The sequence below is a fragment of the Pollutimonas sp. M17 genome, from assembly GCF_025836975.1.
Lineage (GTDB): Bacteria > Pseudomonadota > Gammaproteobacteria > Burkholderiales > Burkholderiaceae_B.
In genome coordinates this window covers 1458424-1478690 of the sequence record NZ_CP107548.1, presented here as the reverse complement: position 1 = coordinate 1478690, position 20267 = coordinate 1458424, and the positions used below count along the sequence as shown (strand labels likewise).

The following is a 20267-nucleotide window of genomic DNA, read 5'->3' as shown; positions in this document are numbered from 1 at the left end:
GTGATTCTATATCGAAGCGGGCCTGATTGTTATGATCGGGCGCCATATTGGACGCCGCGGTTACAACCCTGACGACGGGCTGATTTCAATGGGGCGGGCCTTGCCCCGCCCCGTCGGATCACTGGGACGGCGCCTCGGCGGATTGCGGCGCGCTGCCCGGCGCCGCATCCCCCGCCGGAGCGGGAGCGGTGTCGGATCCCGGGCGCGTGATGAAGCCCAGACGCTTCAGGCCGGCGGCCTTGGCGCTGCTCATGACCTGGGCTAGGACTTCGTAACGCGTGTTCAGATCGGCCCGGATACGCAGTTCGGGCTGGGGATCGAGCGCCGATTCGGCCGCGAACTTCTGCGTCAGTTGCTCGGCGTTGACCGCCACCTCGTTCCAGTACATCTGCCCCTGCGCGTCCACGGCCAAGTCGATGACCTTGGGCTCCTGATCGACCGGCTGGGCGCTGGCCTGCGGCACATTGATCTTGATCGAATGGCTGAGCAGAGGCGCGGTGATGATGAAGATCACCAGCAAGACCAGCATCACGTCGATCAGAGGCACCATGTTGATCTCGGAGACCGTATGGCTGACCCCTTTATTGTTGTCGAAGCTGCCGAAAGCCATTATTCACCTTTAGCCTTGGCGGCGGCGAGCGTCACGCGGCGCACCTTGCCGGTCGATTCGTACGCCTGCTGGCCGGTTGAAAGGAAAGTATATAAATCGTGGGCGAAGGCATCCAGGCGGGCGAGGTAAACCCGGTTGCCGCGCACGAAGCCGTTATACGCCAACACGGCGGGTATGGCCACGGCCAGCCCCAGGCCGGTCATGATCAGCGCTTCGCCCACCGGGCCGGCGATGCGATTGACCGTGACGCCGTCCGACAGCGCGATGCCGATCAGCGCATGGTACACGCCCCAGACCGTGCCGAACAGGCCCACGAACGGCGCTGTGGAGCCGATGGAGGCCAGCACCGTCAGGCCGTTTTCCAGGCGCGCTGTTTCCTCGTCGATGACCTTGCGGATGGTACGCGTCACGAAGGCGCCGGTGGAGCCCTTTTCCTCCAGCTTCAGCGCGCCATACTTGGCATGATGGTTACTGGCATGGATGGCGTGGCTGGCCACGTGCGCGAAAGGTTCGTTCGCGCCATGCGTGGCGATTTCATTCTCGACCTGTTCCAGCGAGCTGGCCGCCCAGAACTCGTTCAGGAACTTCTTCGAGCGGCTGCTGATGCGCCAGTTGATGAAGCACTTGACGAAAATCAGGTACCAGCTGATCAGCGACATCAGCACCAGAATGCCGAACAGCGATTTTCCGACGACGTCGCTTTGCGAAATGAAATGCAGCATGCCTCCGCCCTGGGCGACGTCGACGGCGGACGTGGCGGCGGCAAGCCCCGGCGCCGCCGCCACGTCGGCCGCCGCCGCTGCGGCGGTCGCACCCGACTGCACAGCGGGAGCGGCCTCGCCAAGCTGTGCCAGCACATGCATTGCGCTATTAACTAGATCGAACATTCATTGCGTCCTATAAAACGAAATCAAAAGGGATGTCGGCCATGGCCTGGTATGCAATGCCGTTTTCTGTGTAAGGCTTGAAGCGCGCGGATCGGGCTGCCTTCACCGCCGCCTCGTCCAGCCGCTCGTAACCCGACGACGAACGCACCGTTACACTCACCACACTTCCCTGGGGGGAAATCAATACACGCACCACGACACGTCCCTGCTCGCCGCGCCTCTCGGAAATCCGCGGATAAACGGGGCTGGGCCGCTTGCCCAGATAGTCGACCTTGCCGATCAGGCGCGGCCGATCCGGATCCACGGGCGCGGGCGGCGCCTTGGGCACGGCCGGAGCGGCTGCCCTGCCCTCAGGCGCCGCCGGAGGCTGTACAGGCTCGGGCTTGACCACCGGCTTGGGTTTGGGTTTGGGCTTCGGCTTGGGTTTAGGCTTGGGCTCTGGTTTCGGTTCCGGCTTGGGTTCCGGAGGAGGCTCCGGGGTAATGCTTTCCGGCTCGGGCTCCTCGACGACCGGTTCGGGCTCGGGCTCCGGTTCAGGCTCGACCAGGGGTTCGGGCTCGGGTATGACCTCGGGTTCAGGCTCCGGCTCCGGTTCAGGCGGCGGCTCGGGCACAGGTTCCGGTATGACCTCTTCAACGGGCTCGACGGCTGGAGCCGCCTCGACAATCTCATCGGCAATCTCGACGAAACGCACCTCAACCGTTTCAGGCATGTCGATTTCAGGCTTGGCGGGAGGAGCAGTCAATATCGCCCCCAATACTGCAAGATGCAGGCCCACTGCGGCAGTAGCCCCCACCGCCTTGATCAAGGCGGGGCGAAGTTTCGGTTGAACACGAGAACGCGGCATGAATCCAGCAATCAAAAAAGTTGTACAGCGTCAGTATCGTGCACAAACGGCTGTTTCTCAGACAAGGCTAGGATATTAACAATAATGCGAACTATTCGCAATAAACATTGCAACCATGCCGTGAAAAAAACTGATCGGAACGCCGGACAAATAAAAAAGCCGCTTAAGACTTTAAGCGGCTTTTCGATCTGCAGTTTTAGTGGTGGGTGCTGACGGGTTCGAACCGCCGACCTACGCCTTGTAAGGGCGCCGCTCTACCAGCTGAGCTAAGCACCCATTTTTTCGGGCTGGCAATTTTCATTGCCTGCAACCCTGGGGCCACTACACTTGCTGCAAAACGCGATAAGAAAAAAATTATATCCCAGCGCGTCTTGCGTTGCAACAAAGACTGTCTTAGTTGACGGCGTCTTTCAGTGCCTTGCCCGGACGGAACTTGGGCACGCGTGCTTTCTTGATCTTGATGGCTTCGCCCGTGCGGGGGTTGCGGCCGGTGCGCGCAGCGCGCTCGGATACGGCGAACGTTCCAAAGCCCACCAAGGTTACCGAGCCTTTCTTTTTTAGTGTAGTTTTGACGGCGCCGATAAAGGCTTCGAGTGCGCGGCCGGCATCGGCCTTGGACAAATCGGCTTTGGTGGAAATGTGTTCGATAAGCTCTGTTTTGTTCATTAAGGATTACCCCTAAAAATTATTGTAGCCAAGCGTCGTCTGAAAGACTGGCTTGGCGCTTGATGAAAATATACGAGGCACGGTGATCGGCGCTGGTCGTATTACCCGCATAGGACTATGCGGCGCAACCATGTGGCGTATTCAAAACAATACACGCACGCGGCTGGCTAACGCGTATTAAGCCTTTGAACGCCAGGCCTGTCAAGCAAAAAAGCTCTCAAAACCCGCATAGTTACTCACTTTTTACCTGCACAGGCCAACATGATGGAAATTTACAATGCTTTTTTGAAAGGCATTTCGGCCCAGCCATATTTATGGTAAAACCGCCGGCCGCTACCCGGCTATTCCAGGGCCTGCTCAAAATCGCCGATCAGGTCTTCGGCGTCTTCGATGCCTATCGAGACGCGCAGGAAGTTGTCGGAAATCCCCATCAGGGCACGGCGCTCAGGGCCCATCTCGTAATAGATGGTATGCGCCATCGGCAGGACCAGCGTGCGGTTGTCGCCCAGGTGCGTGGCCAGGGCCAGCACCTTGAGGCGATTCAGGAAATCGAACACGTCGATCTCATCGATCAGCTCTATGCCCATCAGCCCGCCGTAGCGCTTGCCGAACAGCTGCGTGGCGCGCGCATGCTGCTCATGGCCGGGCAGGCCGGGGTAATGGACCTTGGCGACCTTGGGATGAGCGCTCAAGGCCTGCGCCAGCGCCAGCGCATTCGCGCATATCTTGTCCATTCGCAATGAAAGCGTTTCGGCGCCGGCCGCCAGGCGGTGCGCCGCCTCGGACGACAGCGTGCCGCCCATGTCGCGCAACCCCTTCTTCTTTATCTGCGTCAATCCCCATGTAGTCGGCTTGCCCTTGCGGTAGGGTTCGGCGATATTGGCATAGCCGGACCAGTCATACAAACCGGTGCTGGTCACGGCGCCGCCCAAGGCATTGCCGTGTCCGCCTATGTGCTTGGACAAGGAATTGACGACCAGCGCAGCGCCCACGCTTTTGCCCGTGCAAAGCAAAGGCGTGACCAGGGTATGGTCGACGACATACACCAGGTTTTCCTTGCGGCACCAATCGCCGATGGTCTTCAGGTCGGCAATCTGGGTGCCCGGATTGGCCAGCGATTCGGTGAACACCATCTTGGTTTCGGGCCGCAAGGCGGCCACGACGTTGCGCGCATCCGTTGCGTCGACCATCGTTACCTGCACGCCCAGGTCGGCCAGCGTACCGAGCAGGCTGTTGGTATTGCCGAAAATGTGCTGGCTGCTGATCAGGTGGTCGCCGGCCTTGAGCAAGGTAAAAAAGGTGGCTGCCAGCGCCGCCATGCCCGTGGCGAAACTGACCGTGCCTTCACCCTCTTCCATTTGAGTGATCTTCGATTCCAATGCGGCGGTGGTCGGCGTGCCCTGCCGCGCGTACGTGAAACCCGCCTTGCCCTGGAACACCGCCGCCAGCTCGCGCGAATCGGCGAATGCGTATTCGGACGAGGGATGCATGGGCTTGTGGATGGCGCCGTGCTCCACCGCGGAGCGGCGGTCGGAATGGACGATGGTGGTGGTAAAACCGTTATTAGCCATGGTGTCGGGACAACGATGATTTGAGTGAAAGAAAAAGGGAGAAGCGCAAAGGCAGGCATTGGCCGCGGAGGCCGGCAAGCATGCCCTTGCCGGCTCTACGGCTGCCGTTGACGCACCGCCTCGTACAGGCACACTGCGCTGGCGACGCTGACGTTCAGGCTCTCTACCGAACCCCGCATGGGAATGGCCACCAGTTCGTCGCACGTCTCCCGGGTGAGGCGGCGCATCCCCTCGCCTTCCGCGCCCATGACCCACGCCATGGCGCGCCGCGCATCCACCTGGTGCATGCTCGCGCCGGCCTGGTCATCGGTGCCCACCAGCCAGACGTCGCGTTCCTTCAGCTGGCGCATGGCACGCGCAAGATTCGTGACCATGATATACGGCACTGTTTCGGCGGCGCCGCAGGCCACCCTCTGCACGGTGCTGTTCAGCCCCACCGCCCTGTCGCGGGGGGCAATGACCGCATGCACGCCGGCGGCGTCGGCCGTGCGCAGGCATGCACCCAGGTTGTGCGGATCGGTCACGCCGTCGAGAATGAGCAATAGCGCCGGCTCGGCCCTGTCTTCAAGCACGTCCAGCACTTCATTCACGTCGACCGCGAGTTCGCGCGCCTGGGCCAGCGCCACCACGCCCTGATGGCGCGTGCCGCGCGCCAGGCCGTCCAGCCGGTCGACGGACACGGGATGAACGCGGATCCCGGCGGCCTGCGCCTGCTCGATCAAGGCCTGCATGCGCTTGTCGCGCCGCGATGCCTCGGCATAGAGTTCCTTGATGGAGTCCGGCGCATAGCGCAGGCGGGCAACCACCGCATGGAAGCCGGCGAGGACCTGATGAGACGACATGATTTTCCTTAGAGTTGGGTAGCCGGGCGCGGTTCGGCATACGCGCCCGATGCAGGGATTTTAACCCCGGCCGTCAGCGACGGCCGCGCCCCGACTTCTTGGGTGTCTCGGACTTGGCGCCGCGCTTGGCGGCGGCCCTGCGCTGGCGCGAGGTCGTGCCCTTCAAGGCGGCCGGCTTGGCCGGGGCCGCGCGCTTGACCTTGCGTTCGGTGGTGGCCTCGGGCTCGATGGAAGCCTTGAGCGCCTTGAATCCGGTGCCCTTTACCAGGCGGAATTCGATTCGGCGCGCCTCGAGGTCGACGCGGGAAACCTGCACCTGCACCGCATCGGTGAGGCGATAGCGGATGCCGGTGCGTTCGCCGCGCAGTTCGTTCATGGCCTCGTTGTACTGGAAGTAATCGGAGCCCAGCTCGGACACGTGCACCATGCCTTCCACGAACAGGGTATCGAGCGTAATGAATATGCCGAACGTGGCCACGCCGGTGACCCGCCCGCTGAATACCTCGCCCACGTGTTCCTTGACGAACCAGCATTTCAGCCATGCCTCGACATCGCGCGAGGCATCGTCGGCGCGGCGTTCGCGCGCCGAGAGCAGCAGGCCCAGTTTTTCCCATACCGCGTGTTCGCGCTCGTTCTTGGGCAAGGCCGCGACGCCGCTGACATCGGCCAGGGCGGGCAGATAGCGCTTGCCGAGCAGGACGCCCTTTATGACGCGATGCGTCAGCAGATCGGGGTAGCGGCGTATGGGCGAGGTGAAGTGCGCGTAGTGTTCGTAGGACAAGCCAAAATGGCCGACCTGTTCGGGGCTGTAGATGGCCTGCTGCAAGGACCGCAGGCACATGGTCTGGATGATCTCGAAGTCGGGCCGGTTCCGGGCCGCCTTGATCAGGCGCGCATAATCGGTGGTCGACGGATCGTCGCCGCCGTCCAGCGTCAGGCCCAGATTGCGCAGGTAGTCGCGCAGGGACTTGAGCTTCTCCGGCGTGGGCCCCTCGTGCACCCGGTAAAGCCCCAGGCGCTTGTTGCGCGTCATGAATTCGGCGGCGCAGGTGTTGGCGGCCAGCATGCATTCTTCGATCAGCTTGTGTGCATCGTTGCGGCTATAGGCCTCGATGCGCTCGATCTTGCCCAGGGGATTGCAGACGATGCGGGTCTCGACCGTGTCGAAATCGATGGCGCCGCGCTTTACGCGCGCTTCGGCAAACAGCTGGTAAAGCTCGTACAGATTCTGTATGTGCGGCAAAACGGCTTGCATGGACTGCGCGGCCGGACCCGTCGGCTGCTGCAGGGCGGCCCAGACATCGTTGTACGTGGTGCGCGCATGCGAATGGATGACCGCTTCGTAGAACTGGTAGGCGCTGATGCCGCCGGCCTTGGCGCCGCTGGCCGCAATGGCCATGTCGCAGATCAGGACCAGCCTGTCGGTGTCCGGATTCAGCGAGCAGATGCCGTTGGACAGCGCTTCGGGCAGCATGGGAATGACACGGCGCGGAAAATAAACGCTGGTGCCGCGATCGAGCGCATCTTCATCCAGGGCATCGCCCGGCTGAACATAGTGGCTGACGTCCGCGATGGCGACCAACAACCGCCAGCCGGGCTTCTTGCGCTTCTCGGTGCCCAGGTCGACCGGCATGCAGAATACGGCATCGTCGAAGTCGCGGGCATCCTCGCCGTCGATGGTCACGAAAGGCACATCGCGCAGGTCGACGCGCCCTTTCAGCTCGGCCGGCTTGACGGTGGACGGAACTTTGGCGGCCTGTTGCAGCGCGGCGTCGGAAAACTCGTGCGGCACATCGAACTTGCGCACCGCGATCTCGATCTCCATGCCCGGGTCGTCGATTTCGCCCAGGACCTCGACCACTCTGCCCAGGGGCTGCGTGTGGCGGGTCGGTTGCTGAACGATTTCCACGGTGACGACCTGTCCGTGCTCGGCGCCGGACGTATCCGATGCCTGGATGATGATGTCATGCTTGATGCGCTGGTCTTCGGGCACCACGATGAAGGCGCCGCGCTCTTTAAGAAAGCGCCCCACCAGCTTGTTCGTGCGCCGCTCGACCACCTCGACGATGGTGGCTTCGGGCTTGCCGCGGTACTCGCCGTCGGGCTTGGCCAGCACACGATCGCCGTGCAAGACCTTGAGCATCTCGCGCGGAGACAGGAACAGATCGGGGCCGCCGTCGTCGCGCAACAGAAAACCGAAGCCGTCGCGATGGCCCTGCACTTTCCCGGCGATGAAATCCAGCTTGCTATTCAACAACAACTGACCTTGCGGATTGAAAAAAATCTGCCCGTCGCGCTCCATGGCCTTCAGGCGGCGGTCGAACCCGACGGACAACGGCAGCGATGCCCCCAATGCCTTGGCCAGACCCTTGGGGTCGATGGGCGTTTCAGAAGAACGCAGGTGCTGCAGTATGACTTCCCGACTGGGCACGTCCGGATCGAAATCCGGGGGCAGCTCGTGCTGGCCAGCGGCGGTTTCTTTGTTGTTGGTGTCGTTTTTAGATCGTTTGATCAAAGGTGATTTCCATAAATTTAAAAAGTACGCTATACTTTGCGCCTCTTAAAGATGTGGCTAACGCAACAGCAGTACCGGTAAAGCGATAGCATACACTTTATGCCCAGGTGGCGGAATTGGTAGACGCGCATGGTTCAGGTCCATGTGCCGCAAGGTGTGGAGGTTCGAGTCCTCTCCTGGGCACCATCGCTAAATACAGAAAATCCAGCTAAGCGCACGTTTAGCTGGGTTTTTTGCTTTTGCAACGGGCTTTGCAGGCGCCATCCCTGCCATGGCGCGGGCGGCGGCCCGCGCCATGGCCGCTTAAAACGCGACCTGCAGGCCCAGCGTTGCGCCGGCCGCCTTCCAGTTTTTTGCAAGCTCGCCGGACACGCCCAGGCTGAGGACCGTGCGCCTGGACATCTGGCCCGACAGGGACAGCCCCGCGGCCAGCCGGTCGCGCCCGATATCCCCGCTGCGCTGTTCGTACGAGACATTCAGCAGGCGTGCCCGCATCGTGGCATGGCGGTCGGCGAATTCATGCCCGACATTGGCCCATGCCGAGGCGCGCCAATCGACGGACCCGGCGCTGAACGGCACCGTGGCCGCCGCGCCCAGCGTCGCCGCCATCGACTGCAGGGTGCCGCCGCTGACGTCCAGCGCACTGGCCGCGCGCGAGCCGCTGTCGCTGAATCCCTGGTAATGATGAGCCATGTAGCGCATGCCGGCCGTCAGTTCGAATCGCGGCTCGTCCGCCTTGCCGCTGGCCCAGCCGAACGTGGCCGACGCCGCGACATTGCGCGTGTTCATGCCGCCGTTGTGGCTGGCCCCCGTCACGGCGACGTGGCGGGCCACTTTGCTGCGGCCCAGACCCGCGCCGAAGGTGCCCTGCATGAAATAACCGGAATCCAGGGCGTGGCTTGCATACACCATCAGTTGCGCATTGTCCGTGCGGCCGCTGCCCATGCCGCTTTTCACGTCGGGCCCGCCGTGCGCATAGCCCAGTGAATAGCCGACGGTGGTGCCCGAGTCCAGGCGCTGCTGCACGCCTCCGATCAAGCCCGCCAGCGTATCCGTCGTCTTGTAGCCGCCGTTGTCGGCCTTTTGCGACGACATCCGCCCTATGGCCGTCGCCCATGCCCGGCGCTCCGGATTGGAGGGCTCCGCCCCCGCCCGTGCCTCGAGACCGGCCATCGAGCGCGACGGCGGCATCAAGGCATCGCCGCGGCGTTGCGCGGCCAGGGCCAGTTCGGTCTGCTCCACCAGGAACTTGCTGTTCTCGAATCCAGCCTGGATCAATTGCGCATAGCCCACGCCGCCAAGCTGGTCCATGGCCACAGGCAGGTTCCCGGCCGTCTGGGGCGCCAGTCCGTCGTAAAGCTGTTTGATTCCGGCATCGGCCGCCCGCACGCCGGCCTGGGGCCGCGCCGCGTCCAGCGCCCTGCCCAGCTCGCGCCGGTTATGGTTGTCATCCACGCCCGCCGCGGCCAGGTTGCCGTAGGCCGACGGCGTTGCATACAGGGTGACGGACGTGCCACCATAGACCGTATCGAAACGCGTGCCCGCCGGAAGGCCGCCAACCGGCTGCTCCAGCGCCGCATAGCTGCCCTTGACGCCTCCGGCGGCGGACACCACCTGGAAACCCTGGCCAAGCGAAGGCGTGAACGTATTGTTGGCCGAGCCCGTGATGCCCCGCAGAATCGGAGCGATGGTTCCGCCCGCCGTATAGGTGCCCGACACCAGAACGCGGTCATGGTTGCCCGCGCCGCTGGCGATGCCCGGCCCGTCGATGTCCGCCTCGAACCGGGCGCCGGCCGCCTGGCTCAGATCGCCGATGACTGTCAGTGTTCCGGGTGATGCACCCGGCGCCAGCACGCCGCCCGTCTGGAGCAGGCCGTCGGCGACCTTGATCGTGCCGGTCCCCGACAAGCGGCCGCCCTTCAGGTTCAGGGCGTCGCTGTCCAGCCCGCCGTCGACCCGCAATTCGCCCGCCAGCACATCCGTGTTCAGCACCGTGTACAGTTCCTGGCCGGTGAGCACGTCCAATCTTGCATCGGCGTGATCGATGCTGACGGCATCCACGCTGGCGTTCTGGTCCACCTGCAAGTGCGTGGCGCTGTCCAGGGCAACGTTGTAATAGGTGCCGGTATTCCACAAGCCCGTCGCGCCGTCTACCGTGCCGGACTGGTTGCCCGGCACCTTGGCTCCGCTCCAGGCGGCGGCATCGCTCCAACGTAGTGGCACCCCCGGTGCCGAAGGGTTGACCCGGGCCGATTCGACGCCGCCATCGAGCAAAGCTGTCAAATTCCCCATGATCCAGTCCGAATAGAAAGGCACGAAGGTCCAATCGTCCGAAGAGCCGTACCCCGCATTGCCATATGCGCCGCCACCGCCCCGCATGACGGTGCCGATCTGCAACCAGCCGGAAGCCGTTTCAATAAAGAGCGGTCCGCCGCTGTCGCCGCCCTCGGGCTCGCCCTGGTTAACCGGCACCGGACTATCAAGGTGATACTGGTTGTATTCGTCCGGCCGAGCGGGATCCCGGAACTCCGCGACAATGATGTCCCCTTCCGCCCGGACGCCCCCGATCCGCGTGACCGCAATACGCCGCTTGGCATCGTTGTAGCCGTCCAGCACGGGGATGCCGCTGCCGCCCGAAGGCCTTCCGGGATTCGTTCCGGTTCCCGCCAGGCCATAGCCGACGATAGTGGCGAGCGTCTCTTTGTCGACCACATACCCCTTGGGAGCCAGTTGCACCAGATCCAGACCATGCACCGGGCGATCCAGCGAGATTAGGGCAATATCCCGATCGTCATCGGTGAAGTAGTCGCTGTGAAAGACGATGTCACGCACACGGCGATCGTAAGGACTGGACGCCGTGGCGGGCGTGGGGGAAAAGCGGACCTCCAGGCCCCCTATCCCCGAATGCATCGTCTCTGCATTGTCATTGGCAACGCAATGCGCCGCCGTCAATATCACCCGCGAATTGATCAAGGTGCCGGTACACCATTGCTCGGGCCCATGCCCTTGATAGTCGAGAAATATAGCCGCGACATTGGGCATGGTATCGCCGCTGTCGTAGTAATTGCCCAGAATGCCGCCGTAATAGGCGTCCAGGTAATCGTTGTTTATGTTTACGGCCTGCGCCGGAGATGCCGCAAGCCCGGCACAGGCCAGCGCGGTAAAAACAGCACGGAGGGTAAAGCTGCGTTTTGTCATGGCGGCTGCTCATCGTTGAAAATTGACGCACATTATGGATGCAATACATTTGGAAACATATAGCCAGTAAGAGCTATGTGCGGCGCGCATATTTGGTGTATGATTCGCCCTCGTCGTGCCCAGGTGGCGGAATTGGTAGACGCGCATGGTTCAGGTCCATGTGCCGCAAGGTGTGGAGGTTCGAGTCCTCTCCTGGGCACCATAGGCTTTTTACGGAAAGCCCTCGAGAAACCTCGTAATCCGCCGGATTACGAGGTTTTTTGTATTTACGGCGCCCTTCATGGAAACGGTCACCCAGCTAGCCCAAAACAAGCCTGCCATCAGCCGCCAGGAGCTGGCCCTGATTGCCATCACCATGATCTGGGGCGGCACCTTCCTGGCGGTCCAGCAGGCGCTCACCGTCAGCGGCCCCCTGTTTTTTGTGGGGCTGCGATTCGCCTCGGCGGCGTTGCTGGCGGCGGTTTTTTCCCGCAAGGTCATGCGGGGACTGACGCGCCGCGAGTTGTGGGCCGGCTCGGCCATCGGCGTCACCATTTTCTTCGGCTACGCACTCCAGACCTATGGATTGCAAACGATTTCGAGCAGCAAGTCCGCCTTCATCACCGCGCTGTACGTTCCGATTGTTCCCCTGCTTCAATGGGGCGTGCTGAAGCGCCGTCCGCTGGTCATGAGCTGGGTCGGCATTGCATTGGCCTTTACGGGATTGATCCTGCTGGCCGGCCCCCAGGCCGGCCAGGTGGCGTTCAGCCTGGGGGAATTCCTGACGCTGATCGGCGCGCTGTCCATCGCCGTCGAAATCATCCTCATCGGCCATTTTGCAGGCTCGGTGGACAGCCGGCGGGTCACGGTCGTGCAGCTTGCCGTGACCGCCTTGATATCCTTTCTGCTGATGCCGGCAACCGGAGAAGCGCTGCCCGCCTTTTCCTGGCTGCTGATTGGCCTGGCGATGGGAATGGGCGTCGCCAGCGCCCTGATCCAGCTGACCATAAATTGGGCGCAAAAGTCGGTCGCGCCCACCCGGGCCACCGTCATCTATGCGGGCGAACCCGTATGGGCCGGCATCGTCGGGCGCATCGCGGGCGAACGCCTTCCCGGCCTGGCCCTGCTGGGTGGAGCCTTGATCGTCGTCAGCGTCGTCGTCAGCGAGCTCAAGCCGCGCCGCAAGCCCCGGACAACCGGCCGGTAGGGCTTCCAGGCGCGGCTAACCGCCCTTCTCGTCCGCGAACTGGCGGCTCATGGCATCGGCTTCCGCGAGTATCCAGTCTTCGAATGTCTGGATGCGGGCCGGCTTGGGGACGTCGGCGCGGTACGCCAGATAATAAGCACCCGGGGTGGCCACCCGCAAGCCGAAAGGCGCCACCAGGCGTCCGGAAGCAAGGTCGTCATTGACGAAGGCAAGCTGCGCCACCATCACGCCCAACTGGTCCGTGGCCGCCTGGTAGGCCAGCGCGGCATTCTCGAATTTCAGTCCGCTGTTGCCATCGATATGTCCGACATCCGCCGCCTCCAGCCAGGTCGGCCAGTCCATGGGGCGATTCATCGAGCACAGCAGGACATGGCCCGCCAGGTCGCCGGGTTCGGACAGCGCCGGCTCCCTGCCGAGCAGGCCGGGAGCGCAGACCGGCAGCAGGGTTTCGCCAAACAGATAAAGATACCGCGTACCGGCCGAATCGCCGGGATGATGAGCTTCGGAATGGATGCTGACGTCCACGTCCTCCCGATCGAAATCGGCGCGCTGGTGCGAGGTGGTGATCTGGACGTCGATGCCCGGATGCAAGGCGTGGAAGCGGGCGAGCCGCGGCACCAGCCAGCGTATCGCGAAGGTCGGCGGCAATTTGATGCGCAGCCGGTTTTCATCCGGACGCTGGCGCAGCTGCTGGCTGCCGTACTCGATCTGGTCCAGCGCATTCTTGATCGTGCGGAAATACACGGAGCCCTGGACGGTGAGCTCTATCCCATAGCGCCCGCGTTCGAACAGTTTGATCTTCAGCCAGTCCTCCAGCGCGCCGACGTGGCGGCTGACCGCGCCCTGGGTCACACAAAGTTCCTGGGCGGCGCGGGTAAAACTGGTGTTGCGCGCGGAAGCTTCAAAAGCGCGCAAAGCATTCAAGGGAGGCAAACGACGCATAAGACAGCCCAGGCATGAGTTTTACTCATGCTTATTATGCCTTAATTGTGTTTGCCAGGGGTCTCCTTTTATTCAAGAATGGCCGGGCAGAACTATTACAAGACCCAAGGAGACTTCCATCATGAATAAGATACATACTTGGCTGGCCGGAATACTGCTAGCCTGCGGCACCTTCACTTGCGCCGTTCAGGCGCAAGACTATCCCGACCATGCCATCCGCATGTATGTGCCCTGGCCACCGGGCGGCGGCGTGGACACCATGGGCCGCATGCTGGCCGAACCCCTGGCCAAACGGCTGGGCCAGTCCATCGTGGTGGACAACAAGGCCGGCGCCGGCGGCAACATCGGCACGGCGATCGCCGCACGCAGCGAACCCGACGGCTACAACCTGCTGATGGGCTCGATCAGCCCCAATGCCGTCAACGTCCACCTCTATTCCAAGCTGGGCTTCGATCCCGTCAAGGATTTCGCGCCCATCATGTTCGTGTCGTCGGTGCCCAATATCCTGGTCGTTCCCACCGCATCGCCCTTCAAGAGCGTGCAGGACGTCGTGGACTACGCCAAGGCCAATCCCGGCAAGCTGAACTACGGATCGGGAGGGGTCGGATCCTCGCAGCACCTGGCCGCGGTGCAGTTCATGAGCACCGCGAAGATCGACATCGTTCACGTGCCCTACAAAGGCACGGCGCCGGCCGAAGCCGACCTGATGGCGGGCCAGATTTCACTGATGCTCGACACCACCACCTGTCTGCCGCTGATCGCCGGAGGCAAGCTCAGGGCCCTGGCCGTGGCATCAAAAAAGCGCAACCCCGCGCTGCCCGACGTCCCGACTTTTGACGAATTGGGCATGCCCATATATGCCTCGTCCTGGTATGGCCTGATGGCGCCCGCCGGCACGCCGCGCCCCATCATCGAGCGGCTCAACCGCGAAGCCAATGAAGTGCTCAAGTCGGACAAGAGAGTGCAGACCCTCATGGCCGACTATGGCGCGGAAGTGGGCGGCGGCACCCCCGAAGAATTCGCCGCCTTCATGGCTTCCGAAACCAAGCGCTATGAAAGCATCGTGAAACTGTCGGGCGCCAAGCTGGACTGAACCCCCACCATACCGTAGACATCATGCAGACGACTCCTCCGCCCCGCAGCCTGTTCGAGAAGATCTGGGCGCGCCATGAAATACTGCGCCGTGAAGACGGCCAGAGCCTGCTGTATGTGGACCGCCACCTGGTCCAGGACGGCTCGGCGCCCGCCTTCGAAATGCTGCGCCAGCAAGGCTTGCCGCTGCGCGCCCCGCAGCGCGCGTTCGCGACGCCGGACCATTACGTGCCGACCGGCAGCCGCGACCTGGCCGATATCGCCGACCCGGAAAAACGGGCCATGGTCGACGCGCTGCGCCAGGACAGCACCGGGGCGGGCATCGAGTACTTCGGGCTGGACGACCCGCGCCAGGGCATCGTCCATGTCGTCGGGCCGGAGCAGGGCCTCAGCCTGCCCGGCTCGCTGATCGTCTGCGGCGACAGCCACACCTCCACCCATGGCGCACTGGGCGCACTGGCTTTCGGAATCGGCGCTTCCGAGGTCGCCCACGTGCTGGCAACGCAATCGATCTGGCAGAACAAGCCCGCCACCTTGCGGGTAAGCATAGACGGGCGCCTTGCCGACGGCGTCACGGCGAAAGACATCATCCTGGCGATCATCAGCCGCATCGGCGCCGCAGGAGCCACCGGGCACGTCATCGAGTATGCCGGCTCCGCGATCACGGCCCTGTCGATGGAAGGGCGGCTGACCGTCTGCAATATGTCGATCGAAGCCGGCGCGCGCGCCGGCATGATCGCTCCGGACGAAACCACCTTCGCCTGGCTCAAGGGCCGCCCCTACGCCCCGCAGGGCGCCGATTGGGACGCCGCCGTGGCCGGCTGGCGCACCCTGCCCAGCGATCCCGGTGCCCGGTTCGATCGGGAAGTCGTCCTGCACGCCGATGAAATCGGCCCCATGGTCACCTGGGGCAACAGCCCCGAAGACGCCTTGCCCATCTCGGGGCGCGTGCCCGACCCCAGCGCCGCGCAAGATCCCCGGCGGCGCGATGCCATGGCGCGCACCCTGGCCTATATGGGCCTGAAGCCCGGCACTCCCCTGACGGATATCGCCGTCGACCGGGTCTTCATCGGCTCCTGTACCAACGGCCGCATCGAAGACCTGCGCAGCGCGGCCGCGGTGGCCGAGGGACGCCATGTCGCCAAGGGCGTCCAGGCCTGGGTCGTTCCGGGCTCGGGCCTGGTCAAGGCGCAGGCCGAGCGCGAAGGGCTGGACAAGATATTTCGCGATGCCGGATTCGACTGGCGCCATGCCGGCTGCTCCATGTGCCTGGCCACCAATGGCGACCTGGTGGCGCCGCAACAGCGCTGCGCCTCGACGTCGAACCGCAACTTCGTCGGACGCCAGGGCCCGGGCGCGCGCACCCATCTGATGAGCCCCGCCATGGCGGCCGCCGCGGCGATCGCCGGCCATCTGGTCGACGTCCGGCAACTTCCAGCCAGGAGCTGAAACATGGAACCCTTTCCCCATCTCGACGCCGCGATGCTGCCCGTTGCTCGCGCCAATGTGGATACCGACCAGGTCGTTCCCGCACGCTACCTGCAAAAGCCGCGCTCGGACGATTTCGGCCAGTTCCTGTTCCGCGATCTGCGCTTCGATAAAGAAGGCAGGGAGAATCCGGAATTCGTGCTGAACCAGCAAGCCTACCGCCAGGCCCGCATCGTGGTCGCTCAAGAAAACTTCGGCTGCGGTTCCTCGCGAGAGCATGCCGTATGGGCTTTGCACGACTATGGCTTTCGCGCCGTGATCGCGCCCAGCTTCGGCGACATCTTCTTCTCCAATGCGCTCAAGAACGGCCTGCTGCCGGTGGTGCTGCCCGCCCAGGCTGTCGCCCGGCTGCTGGAAATGGCGCAGGCCAAGCCGGGCGCACGCGCGATTGTGGATCTTCCCGCCCAGACCGTCACGGCTCCCGACGGCGCCACCCATAGCTTCGACATCGACGCCTTTTCGAAGAAATGCCTGATCGAAGGCCTGAACGAGCTGGACTACACCTTGCAAAAGGCCGATCAGATCGCCGCGTTCGAACAACGCTACGCCGCCACGCATCCATAGCGGCGGGCACGACAAGCCACCCACTGTTCAATCTTGAGGAACATTCAATGAAAATCGCGGTCCTGCCAGGCGACGGCATAGGCAAAGAAGTGACAACCGAAGCCGTAAAGGTATTGCGCGCAGTCCTGGGCCGGGATACGGCGCTGGAGCTGATCGAAGCGCCCATAGGCCAGGCGGGCATAGACGCCGCGGGCGACCCGCTGCCCGCCGAAACCGCCGAGATCGCCGGCGCCGCGGACGCCATCCTGTTCGGCGCGGCCGGCGTCCCGGGCGACGAGACCATCCCTTACGCCATGCGGCCCGGGGCGAGCCTGCTGCGCCTGCGCAAAAAGCTGGGGCTGTTCGCCAATTTCCGCCCTGCCTTCCTGTTTCCCGAACTGGCGGGGGCATCCAGCCTGAAGCCGGAAATCGTGGAGGGGCTGGATCTGATGATATTGCGCGAACTGACCGGCGACATCTACTTCGGCGAACCGCGCGGCATCCACACACTGCCCTCCGGAGAGCGCGAAGGCTATAACACCATGCGCTATTCGGAGTCCGAAGTCGAGCGCATCGCGCATGTCGCGTTCCAGACGGCGCGCAAGCGCCGCGGCAAGGTCTGCTCGGTGGACAAGGCCAATGTCCTGGAAACCGGGCAATTGTGGCGCGAGGTGGTCACGCGCGTGTCCAGTCAGTACCCGGACGTCGAACTGACGCATCTGTTCGTGGACGCCGCGGCGATGATGCTCATGCGGGCTCCCCGCCAGTTCGACGTCATGGTGACCGGCAATATCTTCGGCGACATCCTGTCGGACGCCGCCGCGATGCTGACCGGTTCCATCGGCATGCTGCCGTCGGCCTCGCTGGCGCTCGATCAAAAAGGCCTGTATGAGCCCGTGCACGGCACCGCGCCGGATATCGCCGGCCGCAACCTGGCCAATCCGATCGCCTCGATACTTTCCATGGGCATGATGCTGCGATACTCGCTCAACCAGCCCGACCAGGCCGACCGCGTCGAGCGCGCCGTGCGCAAGGTGCTGGCCGACGGCTACCGCACGGCCGACATCGCCCAGCCCGGATGCAGGCAGGTAGGGACGTCGGAAATGGGCGATGCGGTGGCCGCGGCCATAGCCGGCGGCGATTAGAGCAAGGGCTCAGGCGGTCAGGGCGCGCCGCATGGTTACGTGCTCGATGCCCGCATCCATATAGATGCTTCCCTCCGGCACGAAACCGTGTCGGGCGTAGAAATCCTGGGCATGCAGTTGCGCGGAAAGCACCACTTCCATGTAATGGCGGCGCCTGGCCTCTTCAACCAGGGCCGCCAGCAGCATCGAGCCGATTCCGGCCCCGCGGCAGTCCGCCCGGACCGCCATCCTGCCGATATGCGCATCGGGCAGCAAGCGGCCGGTTCCCAGCGCCCTGCCCCGCTCGTCATAAGCCACGGCATGCATGCAGTGTGGGTCATGGTCGTCCATTTCGAGTTCAGGGGGCACATGCTGCTCCACTACGAAGACCTCGTGCCGTATGGCCATGGCGTCGTGCCGACACGACACCCAATCGCTCACGACGACCTTGATTTTCTGACTCAATGGAATGCCCCCTTGTTTCAGCCGGCCAGCTTCAGGCCGATGATCCCCAGGATAATGAAGCCGACGCTGACCAATCGGGGAAGACTGGCTGAATCGCCGAACAGAACGATTCCCAATATAACCGTTCCCACGGCGCCTATCCCCACCCAAACGGCGTAGGCCGAGCCCACCGGCAACTGCTTCATGGCGATGCCCAGCATCACCACGCTGATCAGCATGGCCAGCAATGTACCCGCGCTGGGCCAGAATCGGGTGAAACCTTCGGTGTACTTCAGGCCGATGGCCCAGCCTGTTTCAAAAAGGCCCGCGACAAGCAGGATCAGCCAGGACATGGATGTCGACATAGGATTCTCCGACAGGGGCCGTCCCCTTGCATGTTCGCTTGGCGGCGCCTAAGCGGCAAGGTCGTCCTTGCTGTTGGAAGGGTAAGCATTTTACCATTGTGGCTATCGAACGGAGCAACACTCTGAAACAAAGGAAACGCATGGACCGCCTGCTGACACGCTATACCGCCTTTTATCTGGTCATACTGGGGACCCTGGTTTTTCTCGTCATGGGCATGGCTGCCGATGCCTGGTGGCTGCTGGCCGCCGCCCTGTTCGCCGCCCTGACCGCGCTGGGCATCCTGGACCTGCGGCAAACCCGGCACGCCATCCGGCGCAATTACCCGGTAATCGGCAACCTGCGCTTTCTCTTCGAGTTCATACGCCCCGAGATGCGGCAATACTTCTTCGAGGACGACACGACCTCGCTGCCCTTCTCGCGCGTGGACCGTTCGCTGGTGTATCAGCGCGCCAAGCGCCAGATCGACAAGCGCCCCTTCGGCACACAAGGCGATGTCTACCGTACCGACTACGAGTGGATCAACCATTCGATGGAACCCGCCCACCCCGAGACCAGCGACTTTCGCGTCATGGTCGGCGGGCCGGACTGCACGCAACCCTACAGCCTGTCGGCACTGAACATATCCGCCATGAGCTTCGGCGCCCTGTCGGCCAACGCCGTGCTGGCGCTGAACAAGGGCGCGGCGCTGGGCAACTTCGCCCACGACACCGGCGAAGGCGGCGTCAGCCGCTACCACCTGGAGCATCAGGGCGACCTGATCTGGAACATCGGATCGGGCTATTTCGGCTGCGGCGATGAAAAAGGAAACTTCTCCGAGGATATCTTTGCCGCCCGCGCCCGCCAGGACAGCATCAAGATGATAGAGATCAAGCTGTCGCAAGGCGCCAAGCCCGGCCACGGCGGCATACTGCCCGGTCCCAAAGTCACCCCCGAGATCGCCGAGGCGCGAGGCGTGCCCGTATGGCAGGACTGCAATTCACCCTCGAAGCACAGCGCCTTCACCACTCCCATCGAACTCATGCACTTCATCGCCCGCCTGCGTACGCTGTCGGGCGGCAAGCCGGTCGGATTCAAGCTTTGCATCGGCCACCCCTGGGAATGGTTCGCCATCGCCAAGGCCATGCTCAAGACCGGCATCACGCCCGACTTCATCGTGGTCGACGGCGCAGAAGGCGGCACCGGCGCGGCGCCGATCGAATTCGTCGACCACGTGGGCACACCGCTGCGCGAAGCATTGCGCCTGGTCCATAACACGCTGGTCGGCATCGGCCTGCGCGACCAGATCAAGCTGGGCGCTTCGGGCAAGATCATCAGCGCCTTCGACATGGCGCGGGTCATGGCACTGGGCGCGGACTGGTGCAACAGCGCACGCGGCTTCATGTTCGCCATCGGCTGCATACAGGCGCAGGCCTGTCACACGGGCAAATGCCCCACCGGAGTCACCACCCAGGACCCCAAACGCCAGGCCGCGCTGGTGGTGAGCGACAAGTCGCTGCGGGTCGCCAGCTTCCATGGAAATACCCTGAAGGCCCTGGCCGAGCTGTTGGGTGCGGCCGGCCTGCGGCATCCCGACGAACTGCGCCCGCACCATATCGCCAAGCGTATTTCCAACGGCGAAGTACGGGTGCTGTCCGCCCTGTTTCCCGACCTGGAAAAAGGCGAACTGCTGGAAGGCAAGTTCCGGCTGACCATATTCCGGACCGGCTGGCCCATGGCCCAGGCGGAGTCCTTCGCCCCCCTATACAGCCTTAGCGCGGCGCTGTCGGGCAACACCAACAGCCCGCTGCCCGAAGACGCCAGCCAGACCCATAAGGCCCACAGCATTCCGACCTAGTGTTTTCCCGTACTTGCAATTGCCGTGTATCGGATTTATTGTGGAATCGCTGCCAGACGGCAGTCTAGCTACCCTCTCCGGTAGTTAATCCGACACTACCTTCAGTGTGGTG

General features: G+C 63.3%; 17 protein-coding genes and 3 tRNA genes. 8 read left to right on the top strand and 12 right to left on the bottom strand.

Annotated elements, in window-relative coordinates:
- Window positions 1-118 precede the first annotated feature (118 nt).
- The 8 genes from OEG81_RS07095 to rnr form a co-directional block, all read right to left on the bottom strand.
- On the bottom strand, window positions 119-610 hold the full coding sequence (locus OEG81_RS07095) for an ExbD/TolR family protein (protein ID WP_264132017.1): 492 nt from the start codon (window positions 608-610) through the stop codon (window positions 119-121).
- Window positions 610-1497, bottom strand: coding sequence for a MotA/TolQ/ExbB proton channel family protein (locus OEG81_RS07090; RefSeq protein ID WP_264132016.1), 888 nt, complete (start codon window positions 1495-1497; stop codon window positions 610-612). Before OEG81_RS07090 ends, OEG81_RS07095 begins: the two co-directional genes overlap by 1 nt.
- Window positions 1498-1507: 10 nt before the next feature.
- Window positions 1508-2344, bottom strand: a complete 837-nt coding sequence (locus OEG81_RS07085; RefSeq protein ID WP_264132015.1) for an energy transducer TonB — start codon at window positions 2342-2344, stop codon at window positions 1508-1510.
- Window positions 2345-2544: 200 nt separating this feature from the next.
- Window positions 2545-2620 (bottom strand) — tRNA-Val (locus tag OEG81_RS07080).
- A gap of 117 nt (window positions 2621-2737) precedes the next feature.
- On the bottom strand, window positions 2738-3010 hold the full coding sequence (locus tag OEG81_RS07075; protein WP_017523731.1) for an HU family DNA-binding protein: 273 nt from the start codon (window positions 3008-3010) through the stop codon (window positions 2738-2740).
- A gap of 341 nt (window positions 3011-3351) precedes the next feature.
- Window positions 3352-4581 carry a cystathionine gamma-synthase family protein gene (locus tag OEG81_RS07070; RefSeq protein ID WP_264132013.1) on the bottom strand — a complete coding sequence of 410 codons (1230 nt, stop codon included), beginning with the start codon at window positions 4579-4581 and terminating at the stop codon, window positions 3352-3354.
- A 95-nt stretch (window positions 4582-4676) separates the two neighbouring features.
- The gene (gene rlmB, locus OEG81_RS07065) at window positions 4677-5423 is read right to left on the bottom strand and encodes a 23S rRNA (guanosine(2251)-2'-O)-methyltransferase RlmB (protein WP_264132012.1); all 747 of its coding nucleotides are present in this window, start codon (window positions 5421-5423) and stop codon (window positions 4677-4679) included.
- Window positions 5424-5496: 73 nt separating this feature from the next.
- Window positions 5497-7938, bottom strand: coding sequence for a ribonuclease R (gene rnr / locus OEG81_RS07060; RefSeq protein ID WP_264132011.1), 2442 nt, complete (start codon window positions 7936-7938; stop codon window positions 5497-5499).
- A gap of 101 nt (window positions 7939-8039) precedes the next feature.
- Here rnr and OEG81_RS07055 point away from each other — a divergent pair.
- Window positions 8040-8124: transfer RNA gene (locus OEG81_RS07055), tRNA-Leu, on the top strand.
- Window positions 8125-8241: 117 nt separating this feature from the next.
- Here the strand turns inward: OEG81_RS07055 and OEG81_RS07050 are convergent.
- On the bottom strand, window positions 8242-11136 hold the full coding sequence (locus OEG81_RS07050; protein WP_264132009.1) for an autotransporter domain-containing protein: 2895 nt from the start codon (window positions 11134-11136) through the stop codon (window positions 8242-8244).
- A 117-nt stretch (window positions 11137-11253) separates the two neighbouring features.
- On the opposite strand from OEG81_RS07050, the gene OEG81_RS07045 reads away from it, so the two are divergent.
- Both OEG81_RS07045 and OEG81_RS07040 read left to right on the top strand, forming a co-directional pair.
- A tRNA-Leu gene (locus OEG81_RS07045) sits at window positions 11254-11338 on the top strand.
- Between the two features lie 78 nt (window positions 11339-11416).
- On the top strand, window positions 11417-12322 hold the full coding sequence (locus tag OEG81_RS07040; RefSeq protein WP_264132008.1) for a DMT family transporter: 906 nt from the start codon (window positions 11417-11419) through the stop codon (window positions 12320-12322).
- 15 nt (window positions 12323-12337) lie between these two features.
- On the opposite strand, the gene gcvA is transcribed toward OEG81_RS07040, so the two are convergent.
- Window positions 12338-13264, bottom strand: a complete 927-nt coding sequence (gcvA, locus tag OEG81_RS07035; RefSeq protein ID WP_264132007.1) for a transcriptional regulator GcvA — start codon at window positions 13262-13264, stop codon at window positions 12338-12340.
- 121 nt (window positions 13265-13385) lie between these two features.
- Between gcvA and OEG81_RS07030 the strand changes: the two genes are divergently transcribed.
- The 4 genes from OEG81_RS07030 to leuB are packed head-to-tail and all read left to right on the top strand — an operon-like array spanning window position 13386 to window position 17532.
- A complete protein-coding gene (locus OEG81_RS07030) occupies window positions 13386-14357 on the top strand; it encodes a Bug family tripartite tricarboxylate transporter substrate binding protein (protein ID WP_264132006.1) in 972 nt (323 codons plus the stop codon).
- 23 nt (window positions 14358-14380) lie between these two features.
- Window positions 14381-15805 carry a 3-isopropylmalate dehydratase large subunit gene (gene leuC / locus OEG81_RS07025; RefSeq protein ID WP_264132005.1) on the top strand — a complete coding sequence of 475 codons (1425 nt, stop codon included), beginning with the start codon at window positions 14381-14383 and terminating at the stop codon, window positions 15803-15805.
- A gap of 3 nt (window positions 15806-15808) precedes the next feature.
- Window positions 15809-16408, top strand: a complete 600-nt coding sequence (gene leuD, locus OEG81_RS07020) for a 3-isopropylmalate dehydratase small subunit (protein WP_264132004.1) — start codon at window positions 15809-15811, stop codon at window positions 16406-16408.
- 47 nt (window positions 16409-16455) lie between these two features.
- Window positions 16456-17532, top strand: a complete 1077-nt coding sequence (gene leuB / locus OEG81_RS07015; RefSeq protein WP_264132003.1) for a 3-isopropylmalate dehydrogenase — start codon at window positions 16456-16458, stop codon at window positions 17530-17532.
- A gap of 9 nt (window positions 17533-17541) precedes the next feature.
- Here leuB and OEG81_RS07010 read toward each other — a convergent pair whose 3' ends face one another.
- Window positions 17542-17919 (bottom strand): GNAT family N-acetyltransferase, encoded by a 378-nt coding sequence (locus tag OEG81_RS07010; RefSeq protein WP_264132514.1) that lies wholly within the window; start codon window positions 17917-17919, stop codon window positions 17542-17544.
- A gap of 74 nt (window positions 17920-17993) precedes the next feature.
- Window positions 17994-18308: a quaternary ammonium compound efflux SMR transporter SugE gene (gene sugE / locus OEG81_RS07005; protein WP_264132512.1), complete on the bottom strand. Its 315-nt coding sequence runs from the start codon at window positions 18306-18308 to the stop codon at window positions 17994-17996.
- Window positions 18309-18460: 152 nt separating this feature from the next.
- On the opposite strand from sugE, the gene OEG81_RS07000 reads away from it, so the two are divergent.
- Window positions 18461-20155: an FMN-binding glutamate synthase family protein gene (locus tag OEG81_RS07000; protein WP_264132001.1), complete on the top strand. Its 1695-nt coding sequence runs from the start codon at window positions 18461-18463 to the stop codon at window positions 20153-20155.
- Window positions 20156-20267: the final 112 nt, after the last annotated feature.